We start from the raw sequence: 16,603 nt of genomic DNA, 5'->3' as shown, positions 1-16,603 counted from the left end.
GTTCCTTAAAATGCCACCGCAACGCGGTAATACACATTGAGATGATCCGGGGCCAGCCAGTCCGGATAGTTAACTGGCGTTCCTACGGTAAACTGAGTGGAAAACCAGCGACCTGAACTGGTTAATCCCAGCGCAGCCCCCCACAACGTGCCGGAGGCATACCTGTCAACGCTATCCTGTTTCAGCCAGCCGCCGTCGAATGCCGCCATCGCGCCAATCTGTCCGAATACCGGCAGCGTAAACAGCGAATAATTCACTTCGTTGCGCCAGTAGCCGCCGTTATCTCCAGAAATGTATTGTTCTTTAAAACCGCGAACGGAGGTTTCTCCGCCCAGCGTCAGGCGTTCACTGCCGTAGAGTCGGTCCACAGACCATTGAAAATAGACGCTGCTAAGCCACCACAGTCTTTCTGCCAACGGGCGCTGAAAACTGCCATTGACGCTCCATTTGCGAAATTCCGCCCTTGGCACATCCCCCTGTTTATCGTTGTCATCCTCTGCGCCAAACCACGGCACGCCCTGGGTGAATGAAGGGTTAAACGTCGCAACGCCAGAAGCAATTTTTTGCGTATGGTTGATGCCCAGCGAAACGCTGGAAAGCTTGCGGCTACTGGTTTCCAGCAGGACATCATTCAATCTGTTACGGTTAATTCGATGCGTGAGACCCAGCGATGCAGCGGTCTTGACATCACCATTGCGAAACAAAACCCAGGATCCGTTCAACCGATGGGTTTCGCTATCACCAGTGGAACGCCAGGCATAACCATTGTTATCAATAGTGCTGAGGTAGTTACTCCAGCTGTAGCTGTAATCAAGCAGTCCGTAGCCATAAGGAATACTCACACCGGCTGCAAAGTTCTGCGCATCTTTGCTACTGGAAAAATCGCTGCTGCGTCCGCCGCTGATAAACCATTTATCTGCCAGGCCGAGCATATTATTGAAAAATAATGCACCACTGAGTTGCCCGGTTCCGGTGCTCTTTTGCCCGCTGTTATCAAAACTTACTGAACCATTGAGTGGAAATTCTGGCGTGGCGGTGAGGTTAACTATTGAGAACCCTTGCTGACTGCCCGGCAAAATTTCAATTTCCACCGGAGTCTGGCGAACGCGGTTCAACTGCTCCATCCCCTGTTCAATGTCACGCAGATTGAGAATTTTTCCTTCCATTCCGGGAAAAGTCATCAGCAGAGTGCGCGATGGGACGCCTTCCAGACGTATTTGCTGCAATTTCCCCTCAAGCACCGCGATATGCAGCACCCCGGATGAGAGATCCTGTTCGGTTAAAAAGGCACGACTGGTGATATAGCCTCGACTGATATACCAGTCGGAAATTGCATTTGTCAGTTCCGTCAGCCGGGGAATATCCAGGCATTGATTCACCCACGGCGCGATAAGCTTTGCCGAGGCAGCGGCGGACAACTTCGTTGCGCCGTCAATATCAATGCGCGAAATCATAAAACACGGCCCTTCAGCCCGGGCTGGTGTTTTCGGCGTTACGGTTTCAGGCAACGTAACGCTACGCTCCAGCTCTTCACGCTGACGCTGGTTTTCATTAAGTAGCTGCTGCTGTTGCTGCTGAATGGTATTACGATCCGCAGGAGAGAGTGGTGCGGCAGAAACAGTTGTGAACGGCAAAATTAACATCCCAATCAGTAATGCCAACTTTCTTTCATCCCTGAACTTCACCCCACCCCCCCAAAAAGTACGAAAGCGAACTTGACTGCAAAGCACAGTCGACTGTTTTAAAAAAGCACAAAATGTAAACAAAAGTAAAGACATTAAGTGCTGTTTCACTTCATTCCTATTGCATTTTAGGATTTTTTATAACTTTAAATTAAATTATTCTTATTCTGTTGGCCCAATCCCATCGCTAGTCGCCCAATTGCCCACATTCATCTTCTGGACAACGCTCCAGGATGACACCACACGCATCGTGCCAAAAGTCCCCCCTCCCCTGAAACTAAATAAGAGGAATACGCAATACCTGGAAATTGTACTATTATCGCTTAACTTAATTGTCGTAAAGTAATAGTATTGAAAGACATGGAATAATTAAAAATGAATATCAGTATAATTAAGCCTTCCGCGATCGTTCTTTTCTTCCTTACTCTGGCCATGTTCAATGGTTTTATTGCAACCCTGAGTTTTTTCTTGTCTATTTATACCATCAATAAATTTCGTTCCGATGAATACAGTCAATACCAACTTTTTTTAGCAACCACCTCAATTATTCTAACAATCATACCTTTTGTTTTAATGGTCCTAACCAAAATAGAAGGGAAAGATTACTCAGCGCAAATAGATATAGCGGCATTTAACAGTTCCTCCCCTGAAACCTGCCCTACTATTAACGAACAATTTCGTGACAGATACGACACTGTTATAAAAAAAATCCCCTCAGTTTGTGGAACAGAGCGTATCAAAGATGTTGAATATTTGACGCAGGGGCTTGGCATTATTTTCTATTCAATAATTTTTTCCCATTTCTCAGTCGCCGCATATTTTTTCCCCCAGCCAGAAGTCGTCAACACATGCCAGAAATACGTAAAAGAGTATGCTGAAATATGCCCTCCAATAAAAGGATCAGCGCTGGATAAAACAATAAACAACCTACTAGCCCTCAAGTTCCGGTAGATTTAAAAAAACACTTCAGAATAATACTTTGAGATTTAGCCTGTTTTTTGCGCCAGCCAGATGGTATGTCCGGCGCAATGCGGATCTTCCATCATCATCTCGACCACCGCAAAGCCATACGCTGACAGCAATGCGCGGTATTCGTCCGGCGCGAGGCTGGCGTGAAACAGCGGCTCGCCCTCAAATTGCCCCATGGCAATGCCGTTGTCCGTACCGCTGGTAAACATCAGCGCGCTACCGGGATGGCTGAGGCGGTCAAAGATCGGGAACATCTTTTGCTGGTCCTGCTGGGTTAGATGGAAAAAGCTGTCCCAGGCGATCAGGCCGTCGAACGTCTCGTTAAGCACCAGCTCGCGCATATCTTGCTCCAGCCAGCGCTGTGCGGGAAATGAGTGCCGGGCGCGGGCCAGCATCGCCTGAGAACCATCAATGCCCGTAAGCTGAAAGCCTTGCTGGATAAAATAACCGGCAATCGGCTGACCGTTGCCGCAGCCAATATCCACAATGCTGCCCTGCCCGCCCATCACGGTGATGAACTTATCCAGCCAGCTTTTCTCGAACAGGGCGCGTGAGCGCTGACTGGCAAAGGCATCCGCATGGCGTCGGTAGATGGACAGAATATTATTTGCCGCAGAATCGCTCACAATGTCCTCACTTTTTTATTCTGTTAAGCACAACGACGATAAATCCTCCAGCACACGAGGCGCAACCCTGGAATGCGCCTCGCAGAACCCATGCGCAAATCCCCCAAAACCGTCCCGCTGTGGCATCATAGCGCGCAGATAACGTCATGAAAGGGGTGATAAACGTGAAACCGGTAACGCTATACGATGTGGCAGACCATGCAGGAGTCTCTTACCAGACCGTCTCGCGCGTCGTGAATCAGGCCAGCCACGTTTCCGCAAAAACCCGACAGAAAGTTGAGGCCGCGATGGCGGAGCTCAATTACATCCCTAACCGCGTCGCACAACAGTTGGCGGGAAAACAGACGCCGCTGATTGGCGTCGTGACGGCGAACCTTGCCCTGCATGCCCCGTCGCAAATCGTTGCCGCCATAAAATCCCGCGCCGACCAGTCGGGTGCCAGCGTGGTGATCGCCATGGTCGAGCGCAGCGGCGTTGAGGCATGCAAAGCCGCGGTTCATAACCTGCTTTCTCAACGCGTAACCGGGCTTATCATCAACTATCCACTGGATGAAGAAGACGCCATTGCCGTGGCTGCCGCCTGCGGTACGGTGCCGGTGCTGTTTCTTGATGTCTCTGACCAGACGCCAATTAACAGCGTGATTTTCTCCCATGACGACGGCGCGCGCCTCGGTGTTGAGCATCTGGTGCAGCACGGACATCAACGGATCGCCCTGCTGAGCGGGCCACACACTTCGGTTTCGGCAAGGCTTCGGCATGCGGGGTGGCACAAATATCTGGCGCACTACCAGCTGCAACCCACCGCGGAGCTGGAAGGCGACTGGAGCGCGATGTCTGGTTTTCAGCAAACGCTGCATATGCTTAATGACGGTAACCTCCCCACTGCCATGCTGGTCGCGAACGATCAGATGGCGCTGGGCGCGATGCGGGCAATCAGCGAGTTTGGTCTGCGGGTGGCGGTGGATATCTCAGTGATCGGCTACGATGACACTGAGGACAGCGCCTGCTACATTCCACCGCTGACCACCATCAGGCAAGATTTTCCGTTATTGGGTGAAACCAGCGTCGACAGGCTTCTGCAACTTCCCCGTGGCGAATCGACCGTGGGCAACCAACTGCTGCCCGTAACCCTGGTTAAGCGCAAAACGGTTCTGCCACCCGATACCCAAACCACCTCTCCCCAGGCGCTGGCAGATTCACTGATCCAGCTGGCACGGCAAGTTTCTCAGCTCACACCAAAATTGTGAACGCATAACAATTGTGTGAGTCAGTTCACTCATTGAACGCCCTATCCTTTACAGTTGGGATCGCTTATTCGTATTTTGATTGAAATTGTGAGCGAATAACAAATTCAAACAGGATACCGTTATGAACCTGAACACTGATTCACTCTCCGCTGTTCTGAAACGTCGCGACTGGGAAAATCCCGGCGTCTCGCAGCTCAACCGTCTGGAGGCGCACCCGCCGTTCTGTTGCTGGCGCTCAGCGGATGATGCGCGTACTAATCAGCGCTCGACTCAGTTACGTTCGCTGAATGGCCAGTGGCAATTCGCCTGGTTTCCCGCGCCGGAAGCAGTGCCGGAAAGCTGGCTGACAAGCGATCTGCCACAGGCTGACACTATCAACGTTCCCTCTAACTGGCAGATGGACGGTTACGATGCGCCAATTTATACCAACGTCACCTACCCAATCCCGGTTAATCCTCCGTACGTTCCGGCACAGAACCCGACAGGATGTTACTCGCTCACATTCAATATTGAAGACGCGTGGTTAGATGAAGGTCAGACACGCATTATTTTTGACGGCGTCAATTCCGCGTTTCATCTGTGGTGCAACGGCCGCTGGGTCGGCTACGGTCAGGATAGCCGCCTGCCATCGGAGTTCGATCTTAGCGATTATCTGTTACGCGGCGAAAATCGTCTGGCCGTGATGGTGCTGCGCTGGAGCGACGGCAGTTATCTGGAAGACCAGGACATGTGGCGCATGAGCGGGATCTTTCGCGACGTATCTTTGCTGCATAAGCCCACTGTGCAAATCTGCGACCTGCGTATTAACACCCATTTTAACGACGACTTCAGCCGCGCCGTGCTGGAGGCGGAAGTCAGAGTGGCGGGCAACGCGAGCGAAGAGTTACGCGTCACCCTGCAATTGTGGGAAGGTGAAACGCTCACTCACGAAACGACCTCCCCACTCGGCAGCGAGATTATTGATGAACGCGGCGCTTATCATGACCGGGTTACCCTGCGTCTGAACGTCGAAAAGCCGGCGCTGTGGAGTGCCGAAACGCCCAATCTGTACCGTGGCGTTGTGCAGTTATGCACCGCGGACGGAGTGCTGATTGAAGCGGAAGCCTGTGACGTAGGCTTTCGTCAGGTTGGTATTGAAAACGGCCTGCTGTTACTTAACGGTAAGCCGCTGTTGATTCGCGGCACCAACCGTCATGAGCACCATCCGGTCAACGGCCAGGTGATGGACGAGGCGACGATGGTGCAGGATATTCTGCTGATGAAGCAGAATAACTTTAACGCCGTGCGCTGCTCCCATTACCCGAACCATCCGTTGTGGTACACCCTGTGCGATCGCTACGGTCTGTATGTCGTCGACGAAGCCAACATTGAAACCCATGGCATGGTGCCGATGAACCGCCTCACCGACGATCCCGCCTGGCTGCCTGCCATGAGCCAGCGCGTCACGCGCATGGTACAACGCGATCGCAACCATCCGAGCATTATCATCTGGTCACTGGGCAATGAATCCGGCCATGGCGTCAATCACGACGCACTCTACCGCTGGATAAAATCAGCAGACCCGTCACGCCCGGTACAATATGAAGGCGGCGGCGCAAATACCGCGGCGACCGACATTATTTGCCCGATGTACGCCCGCGTAGATCAGGATCAGCCCTTCCCCGCTGTCCCCAAATGGTCGATTAAAAAATGGCTGTCGATGCCCGGCGAGCAGCGTCCGCTGATCCTCTGCGAATACGCCCACGCCATGGGCAACAGTTTTGGCGGCTTCGCCAAATACTGGCAAGCGTTCCGTCAGTATCCGCGCCTGCAGGGCGGGTTTGTCTGGGACTGGGTGGATCAGTCGTTGATTAAATATGATGATAACGGCAAGGCATGGTCAGCCTACGGTGGCGACTTTGGCGACACACCTAACGATCGTCAGTTTTGCATGAACGGACTGGTATTCGCCGATCGCACTCCGCATCCGGCGTTATACGAGGCCAAACATGAACAGCAGTTCTTCCAGTTCACGTTACTGCCGGGCGCTGAACGCCAGATTGAAGTGACCAGCGAATACCTGTTCCGCCGCAGCGATAACGAAGTTCTGCACTGGTCGATAGCTCAGGACGGCAATCCGCTGGCCGCCGGAGAAATCGTTCTGGATATCGCCCCACAGGGCCGCCAGGTGATTACCCTGCCTGATGTCCCGATGCCGGAAACCGCTGGCCAGCTGTGGTTGACGGTGCGCGTAGAACAACCTCAGGCAACCGCGTGGTCAGACGCCGGGCATATCAGCGCCTGGCAGCAGTGGAAGCTGGAAGAAAAACTCAGCCTGGCACGGCTGCCAACTCACTGTTTCGCGCCACAGCTTAACGTTAGCGAAAACATCTTTACCGTTGAGAACGATAACAAGCGCTGGCAATTCGACCGTCAGTCTGGCCTGCTGACACAGTACTGGATTGGCGATAAAGCCCAACTGTTAACCCCACTGACCGACCAGTTCACCCGCGCGCCGCTGGATAACGATATCGGCGTGAGCGAATCAACCCGCATCGACCCTAATGCCTGGATTGAACGCTGGAAGGCTGCCGGTCATTATCAGGTCGAAGCAACGTTACTGCACTGTGCTGCCGACACGCTGAGCAATGCGGTACTGATCGCCACCGAACATGCGTGGCAGTATCAGGGTGAAACGCTGTTCGTCAGCCGAAAAAGCTACCGCATCGACGGCAAGGGTGAAATGCAAATAACGGTGGATGTCGACGTTGCCAGCGGTACGCCGCATCCGGCCCGTATCGGCCTGAGCTGCCAACTGTCGCAGGTCGCAGAGCGAGTGAACTGGTTAGGTCTCGGTCCGCATGAGAACTACCCGGATCGCCTGAGTGCCGCCTGTTTCGATCGCTGGGATCTGTCGCTAGATGAGATGTACACCCCGTATGTTTTCCCGGGCGAAAACGGTTTGCGCTGCGGCACGCGTGAACTGCACTACGGCGCGCACCAATGGCGCGGAGACTTCCTGTTCAACATCAGCCGCTTTAGCCAGCAGCAACTGATGGAAACCAGCCACCGCCATCTGCTGCAACCTGAGGCGGGCACCTGGCTCAATATTGATGGCTTCCATATGGGCGTCGGCGGCGATGATTCGTGGAGTCCTTCCGTGTCACCGGAATTTCAGCTGAGCGCCGGGCGTTATCACTACCGGGTTATCTGGGGTTAAACATAATAATAATGGGCAGGTTATGACCTGCCCTTATTTTTCCTGAGGAAGTCTGTTATGTATTATTTAAAAAACACTAACTTTTGGATGTTCGGCTTTTTCTTCTTCTTTTACTTTTTCATTATGGGTGCCTATTTCCCCTTCTTCCCTATCTGGTTACACGATGTAAATCAGATCAGTAAAGGTGACACCGGGATAATCTTCGCCTGTATTTCACTGTTTTCGTTATTATTCCAGCCAATTTTCGGACTGCTTTCCGATAAGCTTGGCCTGCGTAAACACCTGCTGTGGGTCATTACCGGAATGCTGGTAATGTTTGCCCCGTTCTTTATTTACGTTTTTGGCCCGTTATTACAGGTTAATATTTTACTGGGTTCGATTGTCGGCGGGATTTATCTTGGCTTTATTTACAATGCCGGCGCTCCGGCGATTGAAGCCTATATTGAAAAGGCCAGCCGCCGAAGCAACTTTGAATTTGGTCGCGCGCGCATGTTTGGCTGCGTGGGCTGGGCGCTGTGCGCCTCAATTGCCGGAATTATGTTCACCATCAATAACCAGTTTGTCTTCTGGTTAGGTTCTGGCTGTGCGGTCATTCTGGCATTGCTGCTGCTCTTTTCAAAAACAGATGCCCCCTCTTCAGCAAAAGTCGCGGATGCGGTAGGCGCCAACAACTCGGCATTCAGCCTTAAGCTGGCGCTGGAATTATTCAAACAACCGAAACTCTGGTTCCTCTCCCTGTACGTGGTCGGCGTTTCCTGCACTTATGACGTATTTGACCAGCAGTTCGCCAACTTCTTTACCTCATTCTTTGCCACCGGCGAACAGGGTACCCGCGTGTTTGGCTACGTCACGACGATGGGGGAATTGCTCAACGCCTCGATCATGTTCTTTGCGCCGCTGATTGTGAACCGCATCGGCGGAAAGAACGCCCTGCTGCTGGCCGGTACGATCATGTCGGTGCGGATCATTGGTTCATCATTTGCCACCACTGCGCTGGAGGTCGTGATCCTCAAAACGCTGCATATGTTCGAGATACCGTTCCTGATTGTCGGTTGCTTCAAATACATCACCAGTCAGTTTGAAGTGCGTTTCTCGGCCACGATTTACCTGGTGTGTTTCTGCTTCTTCAAACAGTTAGCCATGATTTTCATGTCAGTTCTGGCCGGAAAAATGTATGAAAGCATTGGTTTCCAGGGGGCGTATCTGGTGCTGGGGATCATTGCGCTGAGCTTCACGCTAATTTCCGTATTCACCCTTAGCGGGCCGGGACCGTTTTCCCGCGTTTTCACTCCAGCAAGTAAACAAGCCTGAAGACCAATGACACAGAGGGAATATCTTCGATGAGCATGTCGATAAGAGACCGAATAAAAGCAGGCAAGCTGTTTACCGATATGGGCGAGGGACTGCCGCAGGAGAGACTGCGCGGAAAAGAGTTAATGTATGAATTTAACCATACGCGTCCATCGGAGGTTGAAAAGAGGGAAAGACTGATTCGTGAAATGTTTGCCACCGTGGGAGAGAATGCGTGGATCGAGCCCCCCATTTATTTCTCCTACGGCAGCAATATTCACATTGGCAAAAATTTCTATGCCAATTTTAACTTTACCATTGTGGATGATTACACGGTCACCATTGGCGATAACGTTTTAATTGCGCCAAACGTCACGATCACGGTAACGGGTCACCCTGTTCACCACGAATTAAGGAAATCCGGAGAGATGTTTTCCTTTCCGGTCATCCTCGGCAATAACGTATGGATTGGCAGTAACGTAGTCATCAACCCGGGCATAACGATTGGCGATAATTCCGTTATTGGCGCGGGGAGCGTGGTCACAAAAAACATTCCGCCAGATGTCGTAGCCGTGGGGGTTCCTTGCAGGGTAATAAGAAACATTAACGAACGAGATAGAGAGTACTATTACCAAAATTATAAAGTGGATCCGTCAATTTAAACCGTCATGCCGGATGCACCACTCACGTGGTTTATCCGGCCTACGATGTGCAATCCTCACACCATAATCAGCCGTTTGAACAACAACTGTTGGATGTCTTGTCGATAGGCCAGAATTGCATGAGCCGTCGCTACCGCGCCCTCAAAGGTATAGAGCACCCGATAGCCTCCGGCATGATTAAACTCGCGATATTTTGCGCATCCTATCTTGAGCAATTCCGGGCAAATCTGACATCCAAGCGGAAACTGCCCGACTGTACGCTCAAAATGTGTCAGGATATCTGCGACAACCGGGCGCGGATCGACCTGCGCCCGACGAAGATGAATCACAATATCGTCAATGCAGAGCTTTACCGTCAGTGTGTACTCAAAAGTAATCTTGTGTTCCATTTAAGACCCTTTTCAATGAAGAGTTTCCCCCTCAATCAGTAATGCCATCCAGCAGTTGATCTTTGGTGAATACACGTCCCTCAGCTTTGTCTTTTTCCGACAGGGTAAGCAATTTCAGCAGTGCGATCGCATTCTCCCGCTCCTGCTGTTGTTCATAAGACTCAATAACATATGCCGGTACGCCATTCTGTGTCACCAGGATAGGTTCCGAGAGTTCGAGCGTCGCCGCATTTTTTTTAATGAAGCTGATAGTTTCTACTTTCATTGTCTGGCCGTCGTTGGACATATCTCGGTTTAAATATAGACCATATTCAGACCACCAACAAGAACAGCATTCGCCGCAGCCTACTTGCCCCCATCATTGGGCTTAAGTTCCTAAGACAACCAGCCGCTTTTTTACCGTTATGATAAAACGGGGCGAGAAGCCAGGTCATAGCATGAGCAAAAAGACGGTTGCGGTAATGGCGCTCTTTATCAGCGTATTACTTTCAGGATGCGGCAGCATTGATGCACGCACGGCAGGTGAGGATTCAGATACGTATTACGTGGGTATGCACCATGATATTGATAAACTAAAAAACCCGGGCGCTTACGATTATAACTATTTCGATTTAGCACTGTTATTTGTTGATGTGCCGTTATCGTTCGTGGCCGATACGGTGTATGCGCCGTTTGATTACTATCACGGACCGTATAAGAAAGCGGATTAAAACGCAGGCCCGGTAAGCATTGCGCCACCGGGCATAACACGACGCTACTCCTCGATCGCCTGACGGATTTGCTGTAACGACGAGGGATCGTCAATGGTCGTCAGATCGCCAGGATCGCGGCCTTCGCAGATCGCCTGAATCGTTCGTCTGAGCATTTTGCCGGAGCGTGTTTTCGGCAGTTGCGATACAAACCAGACGTGCGCCGGACGGCCAAAGTTACCAATCTGACTGTCCACCAGCGCCATAATCGCCTTCTCTTCCGAATGAGCAATGTCGCGGTCTTCCAGGCTGTCGCTCTGTTTCGGAATGACAAACGCGACCGCTACCTGCCCTTTCAGCGCGTCCTTCACGCCGACGACCGCCACTTCGGCGACGTTTGGATAGCTGGAAATACTCTCCTCTATCTCGCGCGTCCCCAGCCGGTGCCCGGCCACGTTGATGACGTCATCTGTCCGACCAAGAATAAAGTAATAGCCGTCCGCGTCACGAATCCCCCAGTCAAAGGTGGCGTACACCTGGCGGGAAAACAGCGACCAGTAAGTATTTACAAACCGCGCGTCATCCCCCCAGATGGTCTGAATACAGCCCGGCGGCAGTGGCCCTTCAATCACCAGCATCCCCTTCTCGTTCGCCGCGCAAGGTTCACCGGTCACCTCATTGAGCAACTGCACGTTATAGCCATACATCGGCACGCCAGGACTGCCCAACCGCGACGGTCTGTCGTCCAGCCCGCGGGCGATCGCCATAATCGGCCAGCCGGATTCGGTCTGCCAGTAGTTGTCGATAACCGGGACGCCCAGCGTTTCCGTGACCCAACTGGCGGTCGGCTCGTCCAGCGGCTCACCCGCCAGATACAGCACTTCCAGCGAGGAAAGATCGTGATTACGGATTTGCGCGGTCGGGAATTTCTTCAGTACGCGAATAGCGGTCGGAGCCGAGAACATCCGGCTGACTTGATACTTCTCAACAATTTTCCACCATACTCCGCAGTCCGGATACGTTGGCAGCCCTTCGTAAACCACCGTCGCCATCCCCGCCAACAGCGGGGCGTACACGATATAGGAATGTCCAACCACCCAGCCGATGTCCGACGCGCAGAAGAACACGCCGCCTGCTTTACCGCCGAAAATGGTGTCCATCGAGGTCGCCAGTGCGACTGCATAGCCGCCAACGTCGCGCTGGACGCCTTTCGGTTTGCCGGTTGTCCCGGAGGTGTAGAGAATGCAGGACGTTTCGTTTGATTCCAGCCAGACAACTGGCACCCGCGCCCCGAGATGCTGTTGGCGAAGGGCGGCAAAGTCGAGGTCACGCCCCTCGACCCGCGCCATTTTCGCCAGACCGCGATCGACCAATACCACATGACGCGGCTGGTGCTGCGCCTGATCGATCGCATCATCGAGCAGCTTTTTATACGGCAGGATCTTGCCGCCGCGCGCCCCGGCATCCGCCGAAACAATAACTACCGGTCGGGCGTCGTCGATGCGCGCCGCCACGCTGTGCGAGGCGAAACCACCGAACACCACCGAATGGATCGCCCCAATGCGCGCGCAGGCCAGCAGCGTAATGTGCGCCTCGGCGATCATCGGCATATAAACCAGTACCCGATCGCCGCGCTGTACGCCCAGCGACAACAGCATCGCCGCCGCGACGTTTACTTCGTCATACAGCTGACGAAAGGTAAACGTGCGTTCTTCTTCGGTTTCTGATGACACCGCAATCAGCGCCAGAGCCTCGGGCTGTTTGTCCAGCCAGCGATCGATGGCGTTATGGCACAGATTGGTCGTGCCGCCGCAAAACCAGCGGGCAAACGGCGGGTTGCTGTGATCCAGTACCTGCGTATACGGCTGCTGCCAGTCAATACGCTGGGCCTGCTCGGCCCAGAACGACTCCGGCTGCGTAATCGAACGTTGATAAAACTCGCTATAAGACATAATGCTCTCCTGTTGAACTTACGCCTGATGAGTCGGGTTTCAGATAACAAATAAATCCATATATTCATTGACCGGCATCTGCTCCAGGCGAGTTCTGTCCAGGGAGACATCCAGGATGCGCTGCTGCTGACGGGTCGGAAACTGACGCGCCAGGTTGATTTTGAACTTCTCGACCAGCTTCGGCATGCCATCGTTACGGCGACGCGCGTGGCCGATTGGGTATTCCACTACCACTTCTTCAAAACGTGAACCGTCGGTGAATTCCAGGGTGATGGCGTTGGCGATGGCGCGTTTCTCCGGATCGTGGTAATCGGCGGTGAAGGCTGGATCTTCAAAGCAGGTGATCTTCTCGCGCAGGGCATCAATGCGTTTGTCCTGCGCCACGCCGTCTTCATAATCTGCCGCCGTTAAACGTCCGAACAGCAGCGGAACGGCAACCATATACTGGATACAATGGTCACGATCTGCGGGGTTATTGAGCGGACCTTTTTTATCGATGATGCGGATACAGGCTTCGTGCGTACGAATGGTCACTTTTTCGATATCCGCCGCCGTTTTACCTGCGGCCTGCAGTTGCTCGTACAGCGTCATTGCCGCTTCTACCGCAGTCTGCGAGTGGAACTCGGCCGGGAAGGAGATTTTAAACAGCACGTTTTCCATTACGTAAGAACCGTACGGGCGCTGGAAGCGGAACGACTCACCTTTAAAAGAGACGTCATAAAAGCCCCAGGTTTTCGCCGTCAGTGCGGACGGGTATCCCATCTCACCGGTTTTCGCCATCAGCGCCAGACGTACCGCACGCGAGGTGGCATCGCCTGCCGCCCAGGATTTACGCGTGCCGGTATTTGGCGCATGACGATAGGTACGCAGCGCCTGGCCGTCGACCCATGCCAGCGACACGGCGTTAAGAATTTCATCCCGGCTCAGGCCAAGCATCTCGGCAACCACCGCCGTCGAGGCCACTTTGACCAACAGGACGTGATCGAGACCTACGCGGTTAAAAGAGTTTTCCAGCGCGATACAGCCCTGAATTTCATGGGCTTTAATCATTCCGGTTAACACTTTTTTCATGGTTAACGGCGCTTTCCCCACCGCCACCGCATTGCGCGACAGCCAGTCAGCCGTAGCCAGAATACCGCCGAGGTTATCGGAAGGATGGCCCCATTCCGCGGCCAGCCAGGTGTCGTTAAAGTCCAGCCAACGGATCATCGCACCGATATTAAACGCCGCCTGCACCGGGTCAAGCTGGAACTGGGTGCCCGGAACGCGCACGCCGTTCGGCACCACAGTCCCGGGGACGACCGGCCCCAGCAGTTTTTTACAGGCCGGATATTCCAGCGCTTCCAGGCCGCAGCCTAAGGTATCCAGCAGGCAATAATGCGCGGTGTCATACGCCACCTTCGAGGTGATTTCGTAGTTCATGACGTAATCAACGATATCAACGATTTCACGGTCAAATTCCGGGCGGACGTTCGAAATATGTGCAGACATAGGGTACATTTCCTGTTTTTTATCTTTCGAGGTTTGGTATTAGCAACGTTCTTCAATCGCGACAAATTCGCGATCTTCCGGGCCGGTATAGTTGGCGGAAGGACGGATAATTTTGTTGTCCTGGCGCTGTTCGATGATGTGCGCCGCCCAGCCAGTGACGCGGGCGATGACAAACAGCGGAGTGAACATTTCAGTGGGGACGCCCATCATGTTGTAGGAAACCGCCGAGAACCAGTCGAGGTTCGGGAACATCTTTTTCGTTTCCCACATCACCTCTTCCAGGCGGTCGGCGATGTTGTACATTTTCAGTGAACCGCCTTCCTGTGAAAGCTGTTTCGCCACGCGTTTAATCACCTGATGACGCGGGTCGGCGATGGTGTAAACCGGGTGGCCAAAGCCAATCACCACCTCTTTGTTTTCAACGCGTTTACGGATATCCGCTTCAGCTTCGTCCGGCGTTTCGTAGCGCTGCTGGATCTCCAGCGACACTTCATTCGCTCCGCCATGTTTCGGCCCGCGCAGTGCGCCAATCGCCCCGATAATGGCGGAATACATATCGGAGCCTGTCCCTGCAATCACGCGACCGGTAAAGGTGGAAGCGTTAAATTCATGCTCGGCATACAGCACCAGCGAAATATGCATCGCCTTTTCCCAACTTTGCGACGGCTTTTCGCCATGCAGCAGGTGCAGAAAGTGGCCGCCGATGGAATCATCGTCGGTTTCCGGCTGAATGCGCTCGCCGTTATGGCTGTAGTGATACCAGTACAGAAGGATTGAACTGAGCGACGCCAGCAGCTTGTCGGCAATATCGCGTGCGCCGGAAACGGTATGCCCCTCTTTTTCCGGCAGCGTACAGCCCAGCGCGGAGACGCCGGTGCGCATCACGTCCATCGGATGCGAGGCGGCAGGTAGCGCTTCCAGCACGGTACGCACGTTAGCGGGCAATCCACGCAGCGCTTTTAATTTAATCTTGTAGGCGTTGAGTTCATCGCGGGTAGGCAATTTTCCGTGGATCAGCAGGTGCGCAACTTCTTCAAATTCGCACTGCTGCGCCAGGTCGAGAATATCGTAGCCGCGATAGTGCAGGTCGTTACCGCTTTTTCCTACGGTGCACAGCGCGGTATTTCCGGCGGTGACGCCTGACAGCGCAACCGATTTTTTAGGTTTAATGACATGGGTACTGTTTTGCAGGATCGTTGTGTCGCTCATGTTGTCCTCGTCATTTTTATAATATGTAGGGTGCTGAGGGTGTGCGAGTAGCTACGCAGGCCGGATAAACGCAGTGCCATCCGGCATTGCCTGATGGCGGCTTCGCCTTATCAGGCCTACGTGGCTACTTTTTTGTGTACAGCGCGTCGAGTTTCTCTTCGAACTGGTAGTAATTGATGCTTTCGTACAGTTCGTTGCGCGTCTGCATAATGTCGATAACGCTCTTTTGCGTTCCTTCCTGGCGCAGCACGTTATAAACCTTTTCCGCCGCGCGGTTCATGGCGCGGAAGGCTGACAACGGATACAGCGCCATCGCGACGTTCGCGCTGCGCAGTTCATCGGTGGTGAACAGCGGCGTAGCGCCAAATTCGGTAATATTGGCGAGGATCGGCACCTGTACCGCATCGGCAAACTGGCGGTACATCGCAAGTTCGGTAATGGCTTCCGGGAACAGCATGTCCGCACCCGCTTCAACGTATGCCTGGGCACGATCGATAGCCGCCTCTAACCCTTCCACCGCCAACGCATCGGTTCGCGCCATGATGACAAAGTTGGGATCGGTACGCGCATCCACGGCGGCGCGGATCCTGTCGACCATCTCTTCTTTCGAGACGATCGCTTTGTTCGGGCGATGACCGCAACGCTTGGCGCCGATCTGATCTTCAATATGCAGCGCGGCGGCACCGGCTTTGGCAATCGACTTCACGGTTCGCGCCACGTTGAACGCTGACGATCCAAAACCGATATCTGCATCCACCAGCAGCGGCAGCGGGCAAACGTCAGTAATGCGACGAATATCGGTCAACACGTCATCAAGGGTAGAAATACCGAGATCCGGCAAACCCAAAGAGCCCGCCGCGACGCCGCCGCCAGAGAGGTAAATGGCCTGATATCCGGCGCGTTGGGCCAGCAGAGCGTGATTGGCGTTGATGGTGCCTACGATTTGTAATGGATTTTCTTTGCTGAGCGCGGCGCGAAACGCCAGCCCTGGGGAGTGTAGAGACATATCTCGTCCTCTTGTTATCAACTTGTTAGCATTCGTTGATTTACTTAAAGCAAGGGGTATGCCAAAGACCTTAATTTTAAATTAATTTATGAATTTTAATTTAAAAACAATATGTTAAGGTCAATCATTGTCTCTGTGTTGCACAAAAGCGTGTCAGCTATCGTTTCAAGAAACGTTCCTTCACGTTTCATT

Annotated in this window: 14 protein-coding genes; 6 read left to right on the top strand and 8 right to left on the bottom strand. The window is 53.1% G+C overall.

Annotated elements, in window-relative coordinates; all coding sequences use genetic code 11:
• Positions 1–5: 5 nt before the first annotated feature.
• Positions 6–1,643 carry a ShlB/FhaC/HecB family hemolysin secretion/activation protein gene (locus tag LA337_04665; GenBank protein UBI18401.1) on the bottom strand — a complete coding sequence of 546 codons (1,638 nt, stop codon included), beginning with the start codon at positions 1,641–1,643 and terminating at the stop codon, positions 6–8.
• Between the two features lie 414 nt (positions 1,644–2,057).
• On the opposite strand from LA337_04665, the gene LA337_04660 reads away from it, so the two are divergent.
• The gene (locus LA337_04660; protein UBI16993.1) at positions 2,058–2,633 is read left to right on the top strand and encodes a hypothetical protein; all 576 of its coding nucleotides are present in this window, start codon (positions 2,058–2,060) and stop codon (positions 2,631–2,633) included.
• Positions 2,634–2,668: 35 nt separating this feature from the next.
• Here LA337_04660 and LA337_04655 read toward each other — a convergent pair whose 3' ends face one another.
• The gene (locus LA337_04655) at positions 2,669–3,277 is read right to left on the bottom strand and encodes a class I SAM-dependent methyltransferase (GenBank protein ID UBI16992.1); all 609 of its coding nucleotides are present in this window, start codon (positions 3,275–3,277) and stop codon (positions 2,669–2,671) included.
• 155 nt (positions 3,278–3,432) lie between these two features.
• Here LA337_04655 and LA337_04650 point away from each other — a divergent pair, with 155 nt between their 5' ends.
• From LA337_04650 to lacA, 4 genes are all read left to right on the top strand, one after another.
• On the top strand, positions 3,433–4,524 hold the full coding sequence (locus LA337_04650; protein ID UBI18400.1) for a LacI family DNA-binding transcriptional regulator: 1,092 nt from the start codon (positions 3,433–3,435) through the stop codon (positions 4,522–4,524).
• 121 nt (positions 4,525–4,645) lie between these two features.
• A complete protein-coding gene (locus tag LA337_04645) occupies positions 4,646–7,723 on the top strand; it encodes a beta-galactosidase (protein UBI16991.1) in 3,078 nt (1,025 codons plus the stop codon).
• 57 nt (positions 7,724–7,780) lie between these two features.
• Positions 7,781–9,034, top strand: coding sequence for an MFS transporter (locus LA337_04640; GenBank protein UBI16990.1), 1,254 nt, complete (start codon positions 7,781–7,783; stop codon positions 9,032–9,034).
• A 29-nt stretch (positions 9,035–9,063) separates the two neighbouring features.
• Positions 9,064–9,675 carry a galactoside O-acetyltransferase gene (gene lacA / locus LA337_04635; GenBank protein UBI16989.1) on the top strand — a complete coding sequence of 204 codons (612 nt, stop codon included), beginning with the start codon at positions 9,064–9,066 and terminating at the stop codon, positions 9,673–9,675.
• Positions 9,676–9,731: 56 nt separating this feature from the next.
• Here the strand turns inward: lacA and LA337_04630 are convergent, their stop codons facing one another.
• Both LA337_04630 and LA337_04625 read right to left on the bottom strand, forming a co-directional pair.
• Positions 9,732–10,064, bottom strand: coding sequence for a type II toxin-antitoxin system RelE/ParE family toxin (locus LA337_04630; GenBank protein UBI16988.1), 333 nt, complete (start codon positions 10,062–10,064; stop codon positions 9,732–9,734).
• 31 nt (positions 10,065–10,095) lie between these two features.
• Positions 10,096–10,329, bottom strand: coding sequence for a type II toxin-antitoxin system Phd/YefM family antitoxin (locus LA337_04625; GenBank protein UBI16987.1), 234 nt, complete (start codon positions 10,327–10,329; stop codon positions 10,096–10,098).
• A 172-nt stretch (positions 10,330–10,501) separates the two neighbouring features.
• On the opposite strand from LA337_04625, the gene LA337_04620 reads away from it, so the two are divergent.
• Complete coding sequence (locus tag LA337_04620) at positions 10,502–10,774, top strand: YceK/YidQ family lipoprotein (GenBank protein ID UBI16986.1); 273 nt, start codon at positions 10,502–10,504, stop codon at positions 10,772–10,774.
• A 44-nt stretch (positions 10,775–10,818) separates the two neighbouring features.
• Here LA337_04620 and prpE read toward each other — a convergent pair whose 3' ends face one another.
• The 4 genes from prpE to prpB form a co-directional block, all read right to left on the bottom strand.
• Positions 10,819–12,705 carry a propionate--CoA ligase gene (prpE, locus tag LA337_04615; protein ID UBI16985.1) on the bottom strand — a complete coding sequence of 629 codons (1,887 nt, stop codon included), beginning with the start codon at positions 12,703–12,705 and terminating at the stop codon, positions 10,819–10,821.
• Positions 12,706–12,744: 39 nt separating this feature from the next.
• Positions 12,745–14,196 (bottom strand): bifunctional 2-methylcitrate dehydratase/aconitate hydratase, encoded by a 1,452-nt coding sequence (locus LA337_04610; GenBank protein UBI16984.1) that lies wholly within the window; start codon positions 14,194–14,196, stop codon positions 12,745–12,747.
• A 39-nt stretch (positions 14,197–14,235) separates the two neighbouring features.
• Positions 14,236–15,405, bottom strand: coding sequence for a 2-methylcitrate synthase (prpC, locus tag LA337_04605; GenBank protein ID UBI16983.1), 1,170 nt, complete (start codon positions 15,403–15,405; stop codon positions 14,236–14,238).
• A 124-nt stretch (positions 15,406–15,529) separates the two neighbouring features.
• Positions 15,530–16,411: a methylisocitrate lyase gene (gene prpB / locus LA337_04600; protein UBI16982.1), complete on the bottom strand. Its 882-nt coding sequence runs from the start codon at positions 16,409–16,411 to the stop codon at positions 15,530–15,532.
• Between the last annotated feature and the right edge of the window lie 192 nt (positions 16,412–16,603).

The organism is Citrobacter europaeus, from assembly GCA_020099315.1.
Taxonomy (GTDB): Bacteria; Pseudomonadota; Gammaproteobacteria; order Enterobacterales; family Enterobacteriaceae; genus Citrobacter; species Citrobacter europaeus.
This window is presented reverse-complemented; position numbering and strand designations above follow the sequence as displayed.

Coding starts and splice junctions, on each gene's coding strand:
- LA337_04625 (UBI16987.1), bottom strand. CDS start 10,329: ATGAAAGTAGAAACTATCAGCTTCATTAAAAAAAATGCGGCGACGCTC.
- LA337_04620 (UBI16986.1), top strand. CDS start 10,502: ATGAGCAAAAAGACGGTTGCGGTAATGGCGCTCTTTATCAGCGTATTA.
- LA337_04640 (UBI16990.1), top strand. CDS start 7,781: ATGTATTATTTAAAAAACACTAACTTTTGGATGTTCGGCTTTTTCTTC.
- LA337_04665 (UBI18401.1), bottom strand. CDS start 1,643: ATGTTAATTTTGCCGTTCACAACTGTTTCTGCCGCACCACTCTCTCCT.
- lacA (UBI16989.1), top strand. CDS start 9,064: ATGAGCATGTCGATAAGAGACCGAATAAAAGCAGGCAAGCTGTTTACC.
- LA337_04660 (UBI16993.1), top strand. CDS start 2,058: ATGAATATCAGTATAATTAAGCCTTCCGCGATCGTTCTTTTCTTCCTT.
- LA337_04645 (UBI16991.1), top strand. CDS start 4,646: ATGAACCTGAACACTGATTCACTCTCCGCTGTTCTGAAACGTCGCGAC.
- prpC (UBI16983.1), bottom strand. CDS start 15,405: ATGAGCGACACAACGATCCTGCAAAACAGTACCCATGTCATTAAACCT.
- prpB (UBI16982.1), bottom strand. CDS start 16,411: ATGTCTCTACACTCCCCAGGGCTGGCGTTTCGCGCCGCGCTCAGCAAA.
- prpE (UBI16985.1), bottom strand. CDS start 12,705: ATGTCTTATAGCGAGTTTTATCAACGTTCGATTACGCAGCCGGAGTCG.
- LA337_04610 (UBI16984.1), bottom strand. CDS start 14,196: ATGTCTGCACATATTTCGAACGTCCGCCCGGAATTTGACCGTGAAATC.
- LA337_04630 (UBI16988.1), bottom strand. CDS start 10,064: ATGGAACACAAGATTACTTTTGAGTACACACTGACGGTAAAGCTCTGC.